Origin of the sequence: Sphingomonas sp. 2R-10 (genome assembly GCF_030062225.1) — a bacterium.
Lineage (GTDB): Bacteria > Pseudomonadota > Alphaproteobacteria > Sphingomonadales > Sphingomonadaceae > Sphingomonas.
The window spans coordinates 17355-34298 of the sequence record NZ_JASCXF010000024.1 but is presented as its reverse complement, the minus strand read 5'-3'; the positions used below and the strand labels follow the sequence as shown (position 1 = coordinate 34298).

Genomic DNA, 16944 nt, shown 5'->3' with positions numbered 1-16944 from the left:
TGGCCCTCAACCAGGGGGACGACATGATCGAACAGAAGAGTTTTCTCGCAATGGCCTGTGTCGGGTTCATTGCGTCGGCACCGGCCATCGCCGCCGAGCCGGAGGGGGGCAAGCCCGACCGTCCCGTCGCGATGCAGGACCGCGTCGACGACCGCGACGTGATCGTTGTCAACGGACAGCGCACGGCGGGCGCGAAGGTCGAAAGTCCGAAGGGGACATCGGCGCTGATCGATACGCCGCAGACGATCACCGTCCTGAACGACCAGACGATCCGCAAGCAGAACCTCCAGACGCTGCGCGACGCGTTGCAGACCATCCCGGGCATCACCTTCGGCGCGGGCGAGGGCGGCGGCGGCTATGGCGATTCGATCAACCTGCGCGGCTATGCGGCGGCCAACGACATCACCATCGACGGCGTGCGCGATTCGGCGCAGTACAGCCGCACCGATCCGTTCAACCTCCAGCAGATCGAGGTCTATAACGGCGCGAACACCGTCTTCAACGGATCGGGGTCGGTCGGCGGCACGATCAACCTGGTGTCGAAGGTGCCGGGTGTCGAGGACCTGTCGATCGTGCAGGCGTCGGTCGGCACCGACGAATATTACCGCGCATCGGTCGACGCGAACAAGCGCGTGTCCGATCTGGTCGCGGTGCGGCTGACCGGCGCCTATCACCACAACGACGTGCCCGGTCGCGATGTCGAGAAGTTCGAACGCTGGGGCATTGCACCCTCGGTGACGATCGGCATCGGTGGCCCGACCAGCCTGACGCTGGCCTATGTCCATCAGGAGGATCGCAATACCCCGCTGTACGGCGTGCCCTTCTATCAGGGCCCGATCGGGGGCGGGGTGCTGCCCGGTGTCGACCGGTCCGACTATTACGGCATCGCGAACCTCGATCGGCAGGACCAGACGGTCGACCGCTTCACCGCGACGTTCCGCCATGCGATCGACGACCGCCTGTCGGTCCGCAACCTGACCCGGTGGCAGCGTGTCGCGCAGGACAGCGTCACCAGCGCGCCGCAGGGAACCTATTGCCTGGGCACCACCGGGTTGCAGCCGGTCGGCGCGAACGCGGCGGCGACCGTCGGTATCGCCTGTCCCGCAGGCCTCGCCCGCGGCAACTGGCGGCCGTCGGGACCGCGCGGGCTGGTACGCGATCAGGTCAACGACCTGCTGTACGACCAGATCGACCTACGCCACGAAGCGGGCGAGAAGGGCCGGGTCCGCAACGTCGCCAATATCGGCGTGTCGGGGACGATCGAGAACTATCGCATCACCAGCGGCAGCCTGCTGCGCACCGCTGCGGGCGCCGCGGTGACCGCGCCGGACCTGACCATCGCCAGTCCCGACACGCGCTGGACCGGTCCGGTCAACCGGACCGTCACGTCGCAGGCGCGCTCGGAAACGCAGAACCTTGCCGTCTATGCGTTCGACACGCTGGAACTGGGCCGGTATTTCGAACTGAACGGCGGGGTCCGCTGGGAGGTGCAGGACGCGACGTTCCGCAACCTGCCGCTCGCCTTCGTCCCGCCGGGCACCACGCCGCTGACCGCGCTGCAGCAACGCCCGCAACGCTCGACCGAGCGGCTGTTCTCCTATCGCGGCGGGGCGGTGTTCCACCCGGTCGAAACGGTCAGCATCTATGCCGGATACGGCAAGTCGAAGACGCCGTCGTCGCAGACGGTGCGGCTGGGCTGCGGCGTGCTCGCCACCGCCAGTGCCGCCGATCCGTGCGCCGTGGCACCCGAGACCGCCGAGAATATCGAGGCGGGGGTGAAGGCCGCGCTGTTCGGCCGCAAGCTCGAACTGACCGCCGCGGTGTTCCGCAACGAACGCACCAACTACCGCGTGCCCTCCAACGATCCGGCGCTGCCGGCCGGGTTGCAGGTGCTCGACGGTCGCGCGCGGGTCGACGGCATCGCGCTGGGGCTGTCGGGATCGATCCTGCCGGCATGGACCATATTCGCCAACTACACATATCTCGACGGCCGGGTCCGGCAGTCGATTTCCGACCGCGATCTGGCCGCCGGCGTCCGCGATCCACAGTCGGAGGCGCGACTGGTGCAGACGCCCGAACATTCGGGATCGCTCTTCACCACGTACAAGCTGCCGTTCGGGCTCGAGATCGGCTATGGCCTGACCTATCAGGGGGCGATCGCGCTGAACGTGCCGAATGCGTTGCAATCGGTGCAGTTCCGCGCCGACGACTATCTGATCCACCGGGCCTATCTGGCCTATACGATCGCGGAGCGGGCAACGGTGCAGCTGAACGTCCAGAACTTCACCGACGAACGGTATCTGACCGGCATCCGCAGTAACGTAAACGCCACGACCGGCGCGGTCACCGGCGGCTGGGCGATGCCCGGCGACCGGCGGCAGGCGGTGCTCAGCCTCTTCTATAACTTCTGACGGGGACGGGCGGCGTTCCATGCTGATCGCAATTCCGCAGGTGCTGGACGCCGCCGCCCTGAACCGTGTCCGCGCGTTGATGGCGGACGGCGACTGGATCGACGGCAACGTCACCTCCGGTCCGCAATCGGCACTGGCCAAGCGCAACCGCCAGCTGGCCGAGGACAGCGCGGCGGCGCGCGAGGCGGGTGCCGTCGTGCTCGACGCGCTGGGCCGGTCGCCGCTGTTCGTCGCCGCCGCGCTGCCGCTGAAGGTCTTTCCGCCGCTGTTCAACCGGTACGAGGGGGGCGAGGCGTTCGGGCTGCATGTCGACAACGCCATCCGCATGAAGCGCGGCACCGATTTCCGCATCCGCAGCGACCTGTCGGCGACGCTGTTTCTCGAAGACCCCGCCAGCTATGACGGCGGCGAACTGGTGATCGAGGACCGGTTCGGCCCGCAGACGGTCAAGCTGCCCGCCGGGCACATGGTGCTGTATCCCGCCTCCAGCCTGCACCGGGTGACGCCGGTCACGCGCGGCGTGCGCACCGCCGCCTTCTTCTGGTTGCAGTCGATGGTGCGCGACGATGGCGAGCGCCGGCTGCTGTTCGACCTCGACCAGTCGGTGCAGGCGCTGGGTGGCGAGCGGGGGCAGGGCGATGCCGTCGTCGTGCAGCTGACCGGGCTGTACCACAATCTGCTGCGCCGCTGGGCCGACGCATGACCGGCGTTGCCGCCAGGCGCCGGCGCAACTGGCGCGCATGGTGGGCGAAGCAGCTGATCGCGTGGCACTGGATCAGTGCCGGCGTGTCGCTGGCGGCGATGCTGCTGTTCGCGATCACCGGCATCACGCTGAACCATGCCGGGGCGATCTCCGCCGAACCGGTCGTCGCCGAACGCACGGCGCAACTGCCCGGCAGCCTGTTGCGGACGCTGACCGCCGCCGCCGCGACGAAGGGCACGATCCCTGTTCCGGTCGCGACCGATATCGAACGGCAGGTGGCGCTGGACGTCGCCGGACGGCCGGTGGAATGGTCCGATGGCGAGGCCTATGTCGCGCTGCCGCGGCCCGGCGGCGACGCGTGGGTCAGCATCGACCTGACCAGCGGGGCGATCCGCGCCGAGATGACCGATCGCGGCTGGATCAGCTACCTGAACGACCTGCACAAGGGGCGCAATGCCGGCTCGGCTTGGTTCTGGTTCATCGACGTGTTCGCCATCGCCTGCGTCCTGTTTTCGATCACCGGGCTGCTGCTGCTGCAACTGCACGCCAAACGCCGCCCGTCGACCTGGCCGCTGGTGGCGGGCGGGGTGGCGTTGCCGGTGGTGCTCGCCGTGTTCCTGATCCATTGAAGTCCGGGGGAGATAAACCGATGCGTATCCTGTCACTGGCGGTACTGGGCGGCGCGACCGTCGCCGCCGCGCCCGCGCCGCCCGCGGGGACGATCACCGTCACCATCCCGCGCCTGTCGGTCGCCGAATATCACCGCCCCTATGTCGCGGTGTGGGTCGAACCGGCGGGCGGCGGCGCGGGGCGCACGCTGGCGCTGTGGTACGACGTGCGGAAATCGGGGGCGGAGCCGGGCACCAAATGGCTCACCGACCTGCGCGCGTGGTGGCGCAAGGGGGGCCGCAGCATGAAGCTGCCCGCCGACGGCGTCAGCGGCGCGACCCGCGCGCCCGGCACCCACAGCATCGCGCTGCCGACCGACCTGCGCCCCGGCAATTACGTGCTGAACGTCGAGGCGGCGCGCGAAACCGGTGGCCGCGAACTGGTGCAGGTGCCGCTGACCGTACCGCTCAAGGCCGCGCGTGCCACCGGATCGCACGAACTGGGCGCCGTCACGCTCGCCGCCCGCTGAAACCCCTTCGCCCGAGGATTAGTCCCATGACCCGTTTCGCCCGGCACCTGCTCGCCGCCGCCGTCCTGCTCTCCGTTCCGACCATCGTGTCCGCCCATCGGCTGTGGATGCTGCCGTCGGGCACTGTCTTCTCCGGCACCGACAGCTGGGTGACGGTCGATTTCGCCGCATCGAACGACCTGTTCTATGCCGACCACCAGCCCGGCCGGCTGGACGGGGTAAAGGTGTGGCAGCCCGACGGCAGCGCGGGACAGGTTCAGAACGGTGCGACCGGGCGCTATCGATCGGTGTTCGACGTGAAGCTCGACAAGCCAGGGACGTGGAAGATCGGGACCGAAATGTCGGGCCTGATGGGCAGCTTCAAGGTGAATGGCGAGGAGAAGCGAGTCGGCGGGCGCGGCGGACCGCCGGGACCCGACGGAGTGCGTCGTCCGCCGCTGACCGTCGCCGACATTCCCGCCGACGCGACCGAGGTGAAGCTGACCGAAACCAGCAACCGCAACGAGATCTTCGTGACCGCGGGTGAGCCGACGCGCACGGTGCTGAAACCCACGGGCAAGGGGCTGGAGGTCGACTTCGTGACCCATCCCGACGAACTGGTCGCCGGCGAAGCGGCGCGGTTCCGCTTTCTGGTCGACGGGCGGCCGGCGCCGGGGCTGAAGGTGACGGTGGTGCCGGGCGGCAAGCGCTATCGCAACGCGGAGGGCGCGCGCGAGCTGACGACCGGGGCCGATGGCGTGCTGGCGGTCGATTGGCCGGCGGCGGGAATGTATTGGCTGAGCGCCGCATACGAGGATGCGAAGCCCACCGCACCGCGCGCGACCGGACGGCGGATGGCCTATGTCACCACGCTGGAGGTGATGACGCCCTGACCTTGCCGCCGCGTATCGTGCTGCCGACCGGGCCGTCGGCGGCCGCGCTGGCCGGGCACGATCCGGATGCGCCGGTCGCGACCCTGTCGGGGGTCGCGATGGGGACGGAGTGGCGCGTACGGTGCGCGTTGCCGAAGGACGCCGATACCGGCGTGTTGCAGGACGCGATCGAGGCGCGGCTCGGCGAACTCATCGCGCAGATGAGCCATTGGGAGCCGGCGTCAGACCTGTGCCGTTTCAACGCGCTGCCCGCCGGTGGCTGGGCGGACCTGTCGCCCGACTTCGCGGCGGTCGTCGACCTGTCGCTGCGGGTGGCCCATGCCGGCGGCGGTGCCTTCGATCCTGCGATCGGGCGACTGGTCGATCTGTGGGGCTATGGCCCCCCTGGGCCGCAGGACGCTCCCGACGCGGCGGCGATCGACGCGGCGCGCGCGGCATCGGGGTGGCAGCGGCTGCGGCGCGACCCGATGGGCCGCCGCCTCCGCCAGCCCGGCGGACTGTCGCTCGACCTGTCGGGGGTGGCGAAGGGATATGCGGTCGATGCGGTCGCCGACCTGCTGGCGGGGCGGGGGGTGCGGCATTGCCTGGTCGAGATCGGCGGCGAACTGGCCGGGCGCGGGATGCGGCCCGACGGCGATCCGTGGTGGGTCGAGCTTGAGCCAGCGGCGGGCCTGCCGCCGCTGCGGCTGGCGCTGCACGAATATGCCGTCGCGACCTCGGGCGACTATGTGCGCGGGGGCCATTCGATCGATCCCCGCACCGGCCGGCCGGCGACGAACGGGGTGGTGGCGGTCAGCGTCGTGGCCCCGACGGCGATGCTGGCCGATGCGCTCGCGACCGCGATTGCGGTGGGCTATCCCGACATGGGCACGTTCGACGTCGCTGCACGGATAGTGGTTCGCGACGGTTCGGGTTTGCGCGAGGTGCTGACACCGCGCTTCGCGGCAATGCTGATCCCGTCGTGAGGCGATGGCCGAGGGAACGGTCGGGCCAGCCGGTCCATTCAATTCCTACCGACCTTATAGAATTTCTTTGGCTTCAAGCCCGCGGGCGCACGGTATGCGGTGGCCGGCCGCCGCCGACCCATGCGGCAAGAAACAAGGAATTCAGGGAATGACCAAGGGCCGCACCATCGCCCTGCTCGGGGCGTCGCTGCTGACGCTCGCCGCAACGGGCGCCGTCGCGCAGACCGTCGCACCGTCGCCGGAAGCTGCGCCGCCGACGCAGGACGACCCGGCACAGACCGCGACTCCCGCCGACGAAGGCGACGCGATCATCGTCACCGGCACGCGGACCGCCGGGCGTACCCGGCTCGACAGCGTATCGCCGGTCGACGTGCTGAGCGGCTCCAGCCTGCAGCGGCAGGGAACGACCGAACTGGCGGCGGCGCTGGCGACGGTGGCACCGTCGATCAACTTCCCGCGCCCCTCGGCCAACGATGCCACCGATGCGATCCGCCCGGCGACGCTGCGCGGCCTTGCCCCCGACCAGACGCTGGTGCTCATCAACGGCATCCGCGGCCACACCTCGGCCAATCTCAACACCAACGGCACGGTCGGGCGCGGATCGGCGGCGGTCGACCTGAACACCGTGCCCACCGCCGCGCTCGACCGGATCGAGGTGCTGCGCGACGGCGCGTCGGCGCAATACGGGTCGGATGCGATCGCCGGCGTCGTCAACCTGCGCCTGCGCGAGGCGCGGCAGGGCGGCGGCGCGTCGGTCACCTACGGCTTCTACGACACGCAGGTCGATACCGCGAACAACCGGCGCAGCGTCACCGGCGAGCCGGTCGTCACCGCGACCGCGTGGCAGGGGATCGGCTTCGGCGCCGACGGCTTCGTCACCGTGTCGGGCGAATATACCAGACGGCAGCCGACGAACCGTGCCGATATCGACCGCCGCGTGACCCCGAACCGCGTCACCGGCCGCTATGGCGATCCCGCGGTCGAACAATATACCGGTTTCGTCAACGCGGGCACGTCGCTCACCGACAATGTCAGCCTGTATGCGTTCGGCGGCTATCAGGATCGCGACACGCGCAGCGCCGCATTCCCCCGCAACGCCAATGCCCAGACGACGCTGGCCGGCTATCCGAACGGCTTCGTGCCGCTCATCAACACCAAGACGAAGGATATCAATTCGGCGGTCGGGCTGCGCGGCGATTTCAGCGGGTACAATGTCGACCTGTCGTTCAGCTATGGCCGCAACACCGTCGATTTCCGGACGCTCGATTCGGCCAACTACGCGTTCGGCGCGGCGACCCCGCGCAACTTCTACGACGGGCAGGTGGCGTACGACCAGTATGTCGCCGGCCTCGACGTGACGCGCAGGTTCGACGTGTTCCAGTCGTTGAACGTCGCCTTCGGGATCGAGGGGCGGCGCGAAGGCTACAAGATCTCGCCGGGCGAGCAGGCATCCTATGGCTACCCCGCGACCGGCGCGACCGGCGGCGCGCCGGGTGCGCAGGGGTTCGGCGGCTTCAGCCCGGCCAACGCCACCGAACGTGGCCGGCGCAGCGGCAGCATCTATGCCGATGTCGAGGCGCAGGTGACCGACCGGTTGCTGGTCGGGATCGCCGCGCGCGGCGAGCATTATTCGGACTTCGGCTCGACCGCGACCGGCAAGCTGTCCGCACGCTACGACGTCACCGACTGGTTCGCGCTGCGCGGCACCGCCTCGACCGGCTTCCGCGCGCCGTCGCTCCAGCAGCAATATTTCACCCAGATCGCGTCGGTCGTCACCAACGGCGTACCGATCCTGACCGGCACCTTCCCGTCGGTCAGCCCGGTCGGCAGCGCGCTGGGCGGTCTTCCGCTGGAACCCGAACGGTCGACCAACCTGTCGATCGGCACGGTGATCCGCAGCGGCGGGTTCGACCTGACGATCGATGCCTATCGCATCCGGCTGCGCGACCAGATCGGACTGTCGGAGAACATCCAGGCGACGGCCAGCCCGCAGGTCGCCGCGCTGCTCGCGCCGTACAACGTGTCGGCGGCGCGCTTCTTCATCAACGGGTTGCGCAGTACCGCGAAGGGCATCGACGCGGTCGCGCATTACCGGACCCGCACGGCGGCGGCCGGCACGTTCGACCTGACGCTGGCCGGCAACATCAACGCGATCGACGTCACCAGCGTCCCGACCTCCACCGCGACGCTCGATCCCGCGCCGACGCTGTTCGCGCGCAGCCGTATCCTGACGCTGGAACAGGGTACGCCGGGCGAAAAGGTGACCGGAACGATCGACTGGTCGCTCGACCGGCTGGGGGCACTGGCGCGCGTGACCTATTACGGCAACGTCAACCAGCCCGGCACGACGCCCGCCGCCGACGTGCTGACGGGCGACCGCGCGATCACCGATCTCGAACTGCGCTATACCGGCGACAGGGGCGCGCAGCTCGGCATCGGCGTCAGCAACCTGTTCGACGTCTATCCGCGCGCCACCGCCAGCGCGAACAATTCGACCGGCGTGCTCGGCTTCCCGTATTTCTCGCCGTTCGGGTTCAACGGCCGGTATCTCTACGTGCGCGCCGGGCTGAACTGGTAACGCGACGGTGGCGGGGGCGGCCATGCCGGACCCCGCCACTTCCGGATGGCGCGGCGGTGCCCTATGGATCGGCCATGCAGCCTGTCCGCAACATCGTCGTTTTGACCGGGGCGGGCGTCTCCGCCGAATCGGGCATCGCGACCTTCCGCGGTCCCGGCGGGCTATGGGAGGGGCACCGGGTCGAGGATGTCTGCACGCCCGCCGCGCTGCGCGCCGATCCGGCCCTCGTCCACCGCTTCTACGACCTGCGGCGCGCAGCACTGGGCGGGGTCGCGCCGAACGCCGCGCACCACGCGCTGGCGGCGCTCGACCGGGCGTGGCCGGGCGGGCTGCTGATCGTGACGCAGAATGTCGACGATCTCCACGAGCGCGCGGGGGCGACGCGGCTGCTGCACATGCATGGCGCGCTGCTGTCCGCGCTGTGCGCCGCTTGCGGCGTGCGTACGGCCCATGCCGGAGCATTGCCGCCGGGCAGCCGCTGCGCGGCGTGCGGTGCGGCGGCATTGCGACCCGACATCGTCTTCTTCGGCGAGATGCCCTACGCCATGGACCGCATCGTCGACGCGATCGGCGGATGCGACCTGTTCGTATCGGTCGGTACCTCGGGCGCGGTCTATCCCGCCGCCGGCTTCGTCGAATGGGCGAACGATCGTGGTGCGGCAACGCTCGAACTCAACCTCGAACGATCGGCCGGATCGGACCGGTTCGACGAAAGCCGCCTCGGTCCGGCGGGCGAACTGGTGCCGGCGTGGGTCGACGAACTGCTGCGCGAACGGCGGTAACGCCGGCCCCGTGCCTTTGGCCGGGCGCCATGCTAGGGCGCGCCATGGCCAAATCCCGAAGCAATGCCGGTACCGTCGCGGTCGACGGCGTCTCCTATGACTGGCACCTCCATAGCGAGCCGCACCTGTCGGACGACGAAGGGTGGAAGGGCATGACGATCGCCCTGCTGCAACAGGACGCCAAGCGCGAGGCGCTGGTGGAGTTCCCGGCGCCGAAGCGGTTGTTGAAGGGATTGCCGCGCGGCCGCCTCCAGCTCGACGATGCGACGATCGTCCGCTGCGTCCGCGCCGCGCTGTCGACCGGCTGGGACCCGATGTCGCGCGGCCGGCCCGTCGTGGTGGTGGTCGACGCCGAAGGGAACTGAACGCCGGCGCGCTGGGAAACACGCGCGGTTCGCGTGGCGGGGCAATCTTCCATCCGACCCCCATGCCGCATCTTGCCGCCGATACGATGCGGATGTGCTGCGCGGCCGATCCAGTCCGATCGCGCATCGATCCAACTGCTGTTTGGTTTGGACGCTTCCGACCCCGCTTGATACCCCGACGGTCGACAGGGACGGCCGACCGGCCTTCTGCAAGCGAGTACGGGAAACAGCCATGGCGACGACCGATCCGACCACGATGATGCGCCGCATGGGTGGGGGGCTGCTGTCCTTTCCGGTCACCCATTTCGATGGCGAGGGGCGGTTCGTCGAGGATGCGTATCGCGCGCATTGTGCATCGATGCTGTCGCACCCGCTGACCGGGCTGTTCGCGGCGGGGGGGACCGGCGAGTTCTTTTCGCTGACCCCGGCGGAAGTCGCGCGCGTCGTCGCCGCCGCGGTCGATACCGCGCAGGGCACGGTGCCGGTCATCTCCGGCTGCGGCTATGGTACCGAGATCGCGGTTGGCATCGCCCGCGATGCGGAGGCCGCCGGTGCCGACGGGTTGCTGCTGCTGCCGCCCTATCTGGTCGGGTCGAAGCAGGACGGACTAGCCGCGCATATCGAACGGGTGTGCCGCGCCACCGGCCTCGCGGTCATCGTCTACAACCGCGACAATGCCGTGGTCGATGACGAGACGCTGGCGCGGCTGTGCGAGCGCAATCCGAACCTGGTCGGGTACAAGGACGGCGTCGGCGACATCGAACTGATGACGCGCATCCATGCCCGGATGGGCGACCGGCTGACCTATATCGGCGGCCTGCCGACTGCGGAGACCTTCGCCACCCCCTATCTGACGATGGGGGTCACGACCTATTCCTCGGCGATCTTCAACTTCCTGCCCGAATGGGCGCTCGCCTTCTACGCGGCGGTCCGCGCGCAGGATCATGCGACGGTGCTGGCCGAACTCAAGCGGTTCGTCCTGCCCTATATCGCGCTGCGCAACCGTGGTGCGGGCTATGCGGTGTCGATCGTGAAGGCCGGGATGCGCATCGTCGGTCAGGATGCCGGGCCGGTCCGCACCCCGCTGACCGACCTGTCGGCTGCGGAGGAGGCCGAATTGCGCATGCTGATCGAGGGCGTCGCCACCCCCGTCCGCGCCGCCGCCTAGCCAGTGCGGCACGGGCGGCCTAGCATGGTCCCCATGTTCGAACTCAGCCAGCTCCGCTGCTTCGTCGCCGCGGCCGAGGAACTGCATTTCGGTCGCGCCGCGGCGCGGCTGAACATGACGCAGTCGCCGCTCAGCCGCCAGATCCAGCTGCTCGAACGCATCCTCGACGTGACGCTGCTCGAACGCACCAGCCGCACCGTCGCGCTGACGCCTGCGGGCCGGCTGTTCCTGGTCGAGGCGAAGCGGATCGTGCGGCTGTCTGAAAGCGCGGCCCTCGCCGCGCGGCGGGTGGCAAAGGGGGACGAGGGGCGGGTGGCGATCGGCTTCACCGCCGTATCAGGCTATACGCTGGTGCCGCAGGTGGTGGCGCAGGCGCGCATGGCGCTGCCCAACATCCAGCTGGAACTGCATGAAATGGTGACGACCGATCAGGTCGAGGCGCTGTTGACCGGGCTGATCGACATCGCCTTCGTCCGGCCCCCGGTCGACCGGCACGAATTCGAAACGCTGGCGGTGCGCCACGAACCGCTGGTGGTGGCGTTGCCGCCGGGCGATGCGCGGGCGGGTCAGGCCGACTTCACGCTCGCCGATTTCGATGCCACCCCGCTCATCATGTATGCGCGGCAGGGCGCGGGCTATTTCCACGCGCTGCTTGCCGGGTTGTTCGAAGGGGCAGGGGTCGCGCCCGACTATGTCCAGCATGTGACGCAGATCCATTCGATGCTCGGGCTGGTCCATGCCGGGCTCGCCGCCGCGATCGTGCCGGAATCGGCGACGGGCCTGCACCTGCTCGACGTGCAGTTCCGCCCCCTCGTCATCGATCCGCCGCGCCCGGTCGAGCTGCATCTGGCGTGGCGGCGCGACAATGCCAATCCGGCGCTCGATCCGATGCGGCGGCTGTGCGCCGACGTGGTCGCGTGATCGACCGGCGCAGCGTGCTGGCCGGTCTTGCGGCGACGCCGGTCGCGGCGCGCGGCGCATCCGCCGACCCGGTCGTCGCCACTACCTACGGTCGGGTACGCGGGGTGCGCGAGGGCGGGGTCGCGGTGTTCCGTGGCATCCGCTACGGCGCCGATACCGCGCCGCGCCGTTTCCGGCGCGCGCTGCCGCCCGCTCCGTGGGCGGACATCGCCGATGCCACCCGCTACGGCCTCGCCGCGCCGCAGACCCGTGCGACCGAACCGACCGGCGAGGACTGCCTGTTCCTTAACGTCTGGAGCCCCGGCCTCGACGATGCGCGGCGGCCGGTGCTGGTCTATCTCCACGGCGGCGCGCATGCCCATGGTTCGGGCAGCGATCCGCTGACTGCCGGCGGCAATCTGGCGCGGCGCGGCGACGTGGTGGTGGTGACGCTCAACCATCGGCTGGCGGGCCTCGGCTACGCCTATCTCGCGGCGCTGGGCGGTCCGGCCGAATCGGGCAATGTCGGCAATCTCGATATCGTGCTGGCGCTGCGATGGGTCCGTGCCAACATCGCACGGTTCGGCGGCGATCCGGCGCGCGTCCTGCTCTTCGGCCAGTCGGGCGGCGGGGCGAAGGTGGTGACGCTGATGGCGATGGCCGAGGCGCGCCCGCTGTTCCACCGCGCGGTGACGATGAGCGGCCAGCACGTCACCGCCGCAGGACCGCGCAACGCCACCCGCCGCGCGGCGGTATGGATGGAGCGCGCCGGCGCGCGCGACCCCGCCAAACTGGCGCGGCTGCCGGTCGACCGCCTCGTCGCGGCGATGGCCACCCCCGATCCGGTCGAGGGGAGGGGCGAGATCAGCTTCACCTCGACGCTCGACCATCATGTCCTGGCGCGCCATCCCTTCTATCCCGACGCTCCGCGCGAGGCGGCGCATATCCCGCTGATCTGCGGCAATACCCATGACGAAACCGGCTATTGGCTGCGCGATACGCTGCTGAAGGGCGACACCGACTGGACGAACCTGCCCGACCGGTTGTCGGCGCAGATGGTGAAGGACATGGACCCGGGCTTCGTGATCGAACGCTACCGCGCGATCTATCCGGACCGGACGCCGGGGCAGATCCTGCTCGCCGCCTCCACCGCCGGGCGGTCGTGGCCCGGACACCTGATCCAGGCGGAGGCGCGCGCCGCGCTGAACGGGCCGACATGGATGTATCAGCTCGACTTTCCCGCGCCCGGCGGCGGCGGGGTGCTCGGCGCGTACCACACGCTCGACATCCCGCTGGTGTTCGCCAACATCGGCGTCGCCGACGCACCGACCGGCGACGGCCCGGCGGCGCGCGCGGTGTCGGCGGCGATGGCCGACGCCTTCGTCCGCTTCGCCGCGACCGGCGATCCGAACGGCGGGGGGCTGCCCGCATGGCCGCGCTTCACCCTGCCCGAACGCGCGACGATGGTGTTCGACACGCATAGCCGCGTCGTGCACGATCCACGCCGCGACGAACGCCTGCTGTTCGCGGTCGCCCCCTATATCAAGCCCGGCGGGTAGCCGGCTTTCCCGCGACCTGCGACGTCCGCACCGGGTTCAGCCGCGATCCCACGGAAAGGCGAGGCTCGGCATCTGGGCATAGCGCCGCATCGTCACCGCGATCCGCGCGCCGCAGCCGGGTTCCAGCCGCAGCGTCACGCTCCGTCCCGCCACCGCCTGCACCCGCCCGTCGATCGCGACGCGTTCCAGCCGGTGTTCGGCCCATGCCCCGCCCTGCATCGCCACCTCGCGCGGGGCGTCGGACAGGTTCACCAGCACCACCGTCACGCCGGTATCGTCCATCGCCTCGACCAGCGCAGCGACCCCCTCGGGCAGCCCGGCACGGCGCCTGCCGGTGTCGAACCAGCGCAACCGGCAGTGCAGCGGCACGCCGCCCTGCGGCGGCGAGGTCGGCGACCATGGCGGGCGGGCGATGTGCAATCCACCGGTCGTCTGCTGGATCAGCGCGGTGACGCTCGCCGGGTTCTTGTCCAGCGTCCAGTCGGCCAGCCGGTTTTCAGGGACCGTCGTATCGCCCTCGACCAGCGCCAGCCGCTCGCGCACCCGCTTCAAATCGCCTTCCAGCGCGGTCTCGGCCCAGCCGGGATTCCTGCCCTCGAGGAAGCCGATCCAGGGGTGCTCGCCCGCCGCCGCCCGGTCGGCGGGGGACTGGGTAACGTACCAGATTTCGAACCCGTTGGTGCGGTGCGGACCCTGCTTCCACCCGTACCATCCGTTCGCGCCGTACATGGTGGGCGTGTGCCACACACCTTCGATCGTCCGTCCCGCCGCATCGATCCGGTCGCGCTGCCGTCGCCACAGCTCGATATAGGCGCCGTCGCCGGTCAGCAGCGTCCCGTTCAGGAAGGCGGGGAGGGCGCGCAGCACCCGGTTGCGGTTCTCGCGCACGCCCGTCTGCGGCACCAGCGGCGAGAAGCCCCAGCCATAGACCCCGCCCCACCAGCGCCCGCCCGCCGCGCCGCCGATCGTGCCGTCCAGCCCGACATTGCTCGGCAGGATATCGCCATTGGCCCGCGCCCGATCGACCCATGCGTCGAGGTAATCGAGCACCCACCGCCGATACCGCTCGCCCCCGCCCAGGGCATAGGCATTGAGCCCCAGCATCGTGCAATGGGTATTGAGCGGGGTGTCGCCGACCACCTCCATATATTCGGCGTAATGCCCGAGCGTCTCGGCATAATTCCCTTCGCCATGCTCCATGCGGAACCGGCTGGTGTCGAACGGATCGCCCGCCCAGTCCAACGCGCTGGCGGGGTGCAGCATCGGCCCCCGGCTGCCGTTCATCGCGCTCTTAACGATGCGGTGGTGCGGGTCGTAATTGGGCGCGGCCGGATCGGCCCCGGTATAGAAATCGGCGAAGCGGCAGGTCCGCTCGATCAGCTTCGCATCATGGGGCGTGTTCAGCCCCATGCGATTGAACCCGGTCAGCCCTTCGGAATTATGCTGCCAGTCCATCTGCACCGGGAACTCGCGGTGGTACATGCCCGTCCGCGCGATCGCGACGTCGACCGTGCATGCGGCGGCATATTGCCGCAAATGCCCCTCCCAGAAGCGCCGCGCCATCGTCAGCACCTCGTCCGCGCCGCCCAACGCATGGAGCAGCTCCCAGTCGTTGGTCGCCTCCGCGGCATCGTCCGGCCCGTCGTTCGCACCCCAGCGCGGAAAGACCTTCAGATACCCGCGCGCATCGACATATTTGCCGTAATAGGCGCGGCAGGCAGCGGCATTGGCGGCGAGCAGTTCGCGTTGCAGCACCGCCCAGCGCGGCGGCGCCATCGGCGTCGCGATCCGCACCACCCCGGTCGCTGCACGCACCGCGGCGGGCAGCAGCAGGCCGGCTGCCGCCCCGCCGAGGAACCCGCGCCGTGCGATCACTTCGCCAGTTCCAGCCGTCGGATGGGGCCGACGATGCCGTAGAAGGCGACGATCGTCAGCAGGCAGTGCGCACCGACGAACACCAGCGCCAGATCGAACGACCCGGTCGCCGCGACGATATAGCCCACCACGATCGGCGTCACGATTCCGGCCATGTTCCCGAACATGTTGAACACGCCTCCGGCCGTGCCCGCCAGCTCGCGCGGGGCCACGTCGGACATCACCGCCCAGCCGAGCGAGGCCACGCCCTTGCCGAAGAAGGCGACTGACATCAGCGCGACGACCATCCATTGCTGGTCGACGAACACGCAGCCGATGATCGCACTCGCCAGGATCATTCCGACCAGCAGCGGCAGCTTGCGCGCGGTGTCGAGCGACCCGGTCCGCGCCAGCAGGCGGTCCGAGAGATAGCCGCCAAGCAATCCGCCTGCGAACCCGCACAGGGCAGGCGCAGCGGCGGCGAACCCGGCTTCCATGATGTTCAGTCCGCGTTCCTTGACCAGATAGATCGGGAACCACGTCACGAAGAAATAGGTGAGCACGTTGATGCAGTACTGGCCGAGATAGATGCCGATCATCATCCGGCTGGCGAGCAGCTGGCGGACGTTGACCCAGGTGAAGGTCGAGACGCGGTGCGCCACCGCATCCTCCATCCGCACCAGTCCGCCGCCTTCCTCGATCAGCGCGACCTCGGCGGCGTTGATCGACGGGTGGCGCACGGGGCTGTGGATGTAGCGGACGAACACGGCGGCGGCGACGACGCCGATCGCACCCATCGCGAAGAACACCGAACGCCAGCCATAGTCGTGGACCAGCCAGCCCATGAACGGCGCGAAGGCGACCAGCGAGAAATACTGCGCCGAATTGAAGATCGCCGACGCGGTGCCGCGCTCGCGTCCCGGAAACCACGCCGCGACCAGCCGCGCGTTGCCGGGAAAGCTCGGTGCCTCGGCCAGCCCGACGAGGAAGCGCAACGTGAACAGCATGGTGATCGCCGAGATGCCGGGGACGAGGCCGACGAACCCCTGCGTCGCGGTGAACACCGACCAGAGCGCGATCGCGGCGGCATAGACCCGCCGCGTGCCGAAGCGGTCGAGCAACGCACCGCCCGGCACCTGCGCGATGACATAGGCCCAGGCGAAGGCCGAGAGGATATAGCCGGTCGCGACCGGTGACAGCCCCAGCTCGGCCGACGCCGCGCTGCCCGCGATCGAGAAAGTCGCCCGGTCGGCATAGTTGATCGACGTGATCAGGAAGATCAGCGCGATGATCCGATAGCGGACATGGGTCGGGCGCGCGGTGTCCACGGCGCTGCCCGTAACCGACGGAACAGTCATGCATCCTCCCATGTCCGCCGGATGCGCGTCCGGCCAGTCTGTTGTCCCTCGACGCTAATGGCAGGCGCGGGCCGGGTCCAAGCCAAAAAGGCGCATGATCCAGCCATGTTTCGGCTCGATCGCCGACGTGCCGGGCGGGCGTTCTTCCCGGATCGTGCGATCGGCGCAATGATCGATGCGGAATCGGAATTGGCGTCGGACGGTTTGCAGCGGATAGGCAAGCATCAGGATGAACCGGCCACAGACGCCGGAGCCGGCTTGCAACGGGCCGGAGAACATAGGGGATGATCC

At 69.5% G+C, this 16944-nt stretch carries 15 protein-coding genes; 12 read left to right on the top strand and 3 right to left on the bottom strand.

Annotation, left to right across the window (positions count from 1 at the left end):
* Positions 1–23: 23 nt before the first annotated feature.
* From QLH51_RS12400 to QLH51_RS12345, 12 genes are all read left to right on the top strand, one after another.
* Positions 24–2411, top strand: coding sequence for a TonB-dependent receptor (locus QLH51_RS12400; protein WP_206429131.1), 2388 nt, complete (start codon positions 24–26; stop codon positions 2409–2411).
* Between the two features lie 19 nt (positions 2412–2430).
* Positions 2431–3114, top strand: a complete 684-nt coding sequence (locus tag QLH51_RS12395; protein WP_125659718.1) for a Fe2+-dependent dioxygenase — start codon at positions 2431–2433, stop codon at positions 3112–3114.
* Positions 3111–3743, top strand: a complete 633-nt coding sequence (locus QLH51_RS12390) for a PepSY-associated TM helix domain-containing protein (RefSeq protein ID WP_125659722.1) — start codon at positions 3111–3113, stop codon at positions 3741–3743. The genes QLH51_RS12395 and QLH51_RS12390 overlap by 4 nt, the downstream gene beginning before the upstream one ends.
* 20 nt (positions 3744–3763) lie before the next feature.
* Positions 3764–4252, top strand: a complete 489-nt coding sequence (locus tag QLH51_RS12385) for a DUF2271 domain-containing protein (RefSeq protein WP_125659725.1) — start codon at positions 3764–3766, stop codon at positions 4250–4252.
* Between the two features lie 26 nt (positions 4253–4278).
* Positions 4279–5124: a DUF4198 domain-containing protein gene (locus QLH51_RS12380; RefSeq protein WP_125659728.1), complete on the top strand. Its 846-nt coding sequence runs from the start codon at positions 4279–4281 to the stop codon at positions 5122–5124.
* A gap of 2 nt (positions 5125–5126) precedes the next feature.
* A complete protein-coding gene (locus tag QLH51_RS12375; protein WP_206429132.1) occupies positions 5127–6089 on the top strand; it encodes an FAD:protein FMN transferase in 963 nt (320 codons plus the stop codon).
* Positions 6090–6237: 148 nt separating this feature from the next.
* Complete coding sequence (locus tag QLH51_RS12370) at positions 6238–8667, top strand: TonB-dependent receptor plug domain-containing protein (protein WP_125659731.1); 2430 nt, start codon at positions 6238–6240, stop codon at positions 8665–8667.
* Between the two features lie 74 nt (positions 8668–8741).
* Positions 8742–9449 carry an NAD-dependent deacylase gene (locus tag QLH51_RS12365; protein WP_125659734.1) on the top strand — a complete coding sequence of 236 codons (708 nt, stop codon included), beginning with the start codon at positions 8742–8744 and terminating at the stop codon, positions 9447–9449.
* 44 nt (positions 9450–9493) lie between these two features.
* Positions 9494–9814 carry a hypothetical protein gene (locus tag QLH51_RS12360; RefSeq protein WP_125659737.1) on the top strand — a complete coding sequence of 107 codons (321 nt, stop codon included), beginning with the start codon at positions 9494–9496 and terminating at the stop codon, positions 9812–9814.
* 232 nt (positions 9815–10046) lie between these two features.
* A complete protein-coding gene (gene kdgD, locus QLH51_RS12355; RefSeq protein ID WP_125659740.1) occupies positions 10047–10982 on the top strand; it encodes a 5-dehydro-4-deoxyglucarate dehydratase in 936 nt (311 codons plus the stop codon).
* Positions 10983–11015: 33 nt separating this feature from the next.
* Positions 11016–11903: a LysR substrate-binding domain-containing protein gene (locus tag QLH51_RS12350; protein WP_125659799.1), complete on the top strand. Its 888-nt coding sequence runs from the start codon at positions 11016–11018 to the stop codon at positions 11901–11903.
* A complete protein-coding gene (locus tag QLH51_RS12345; RefSeq protein ID WP_125659743.1) occupies positions 11882–13441 on the top strand; it encodes a carboxylesterase/lipase family protein in 1560 nt (519 codons plus the stop codon). The genes QLH51_RS12350 and QLH51_RS12345 overlap by 22 nt, the downstream gene beginning before the upstream one ends.
* A gap of 36 nt (positions 13442–13477) precedes the next feature.
* Here QLH51_RS12345 and QLH51_RS12340 read toward each other — a convergent pair whose 3' ends face one another.
* Genes QLH51_RS12340 through QLH51_RS12330 form a run of 3 tightly spaced genes read right to left on the bottom strand, consistent with a single transcriptional unit; the run spans position 13478 to position 16932 of the window.
* Complete coding sequence (locus QLH51_RS12340; RefSeq protein WP_125659746.1) at positions 13478–15316, bottom strand: hypothetical protein; 1839 nt, start codon at positions 15314–15316, stop codon at positions 13478–13480.
* Entirely contained in the window at positions 15313–16653 is a 1341-nt protein-coding gene (locus tag QLH51_RS12335; protein WP_125659749.1) for an MFS transporter, read from the bottom strand. Before QLH51_RS12335 ends, QLH51_RS12340 begins: the two co-directional genes overlap by 4 nt.
* Positions 16654–16707: 54 nt before the next feature.
* The gene (locus QLH51_RS12330; protein ID WP_125659752.1) at positions 16708–16932 is read right to left on the bottom strand and encodes a hypothetical protein; all 225 of its coding nucleotides are present in this window, start codon (positions 16930–16932) and stop codon (positions 16708–16710) included.
* Between the last annotated feature and the right edge of the window lie 12 nt (positions 16933–16944).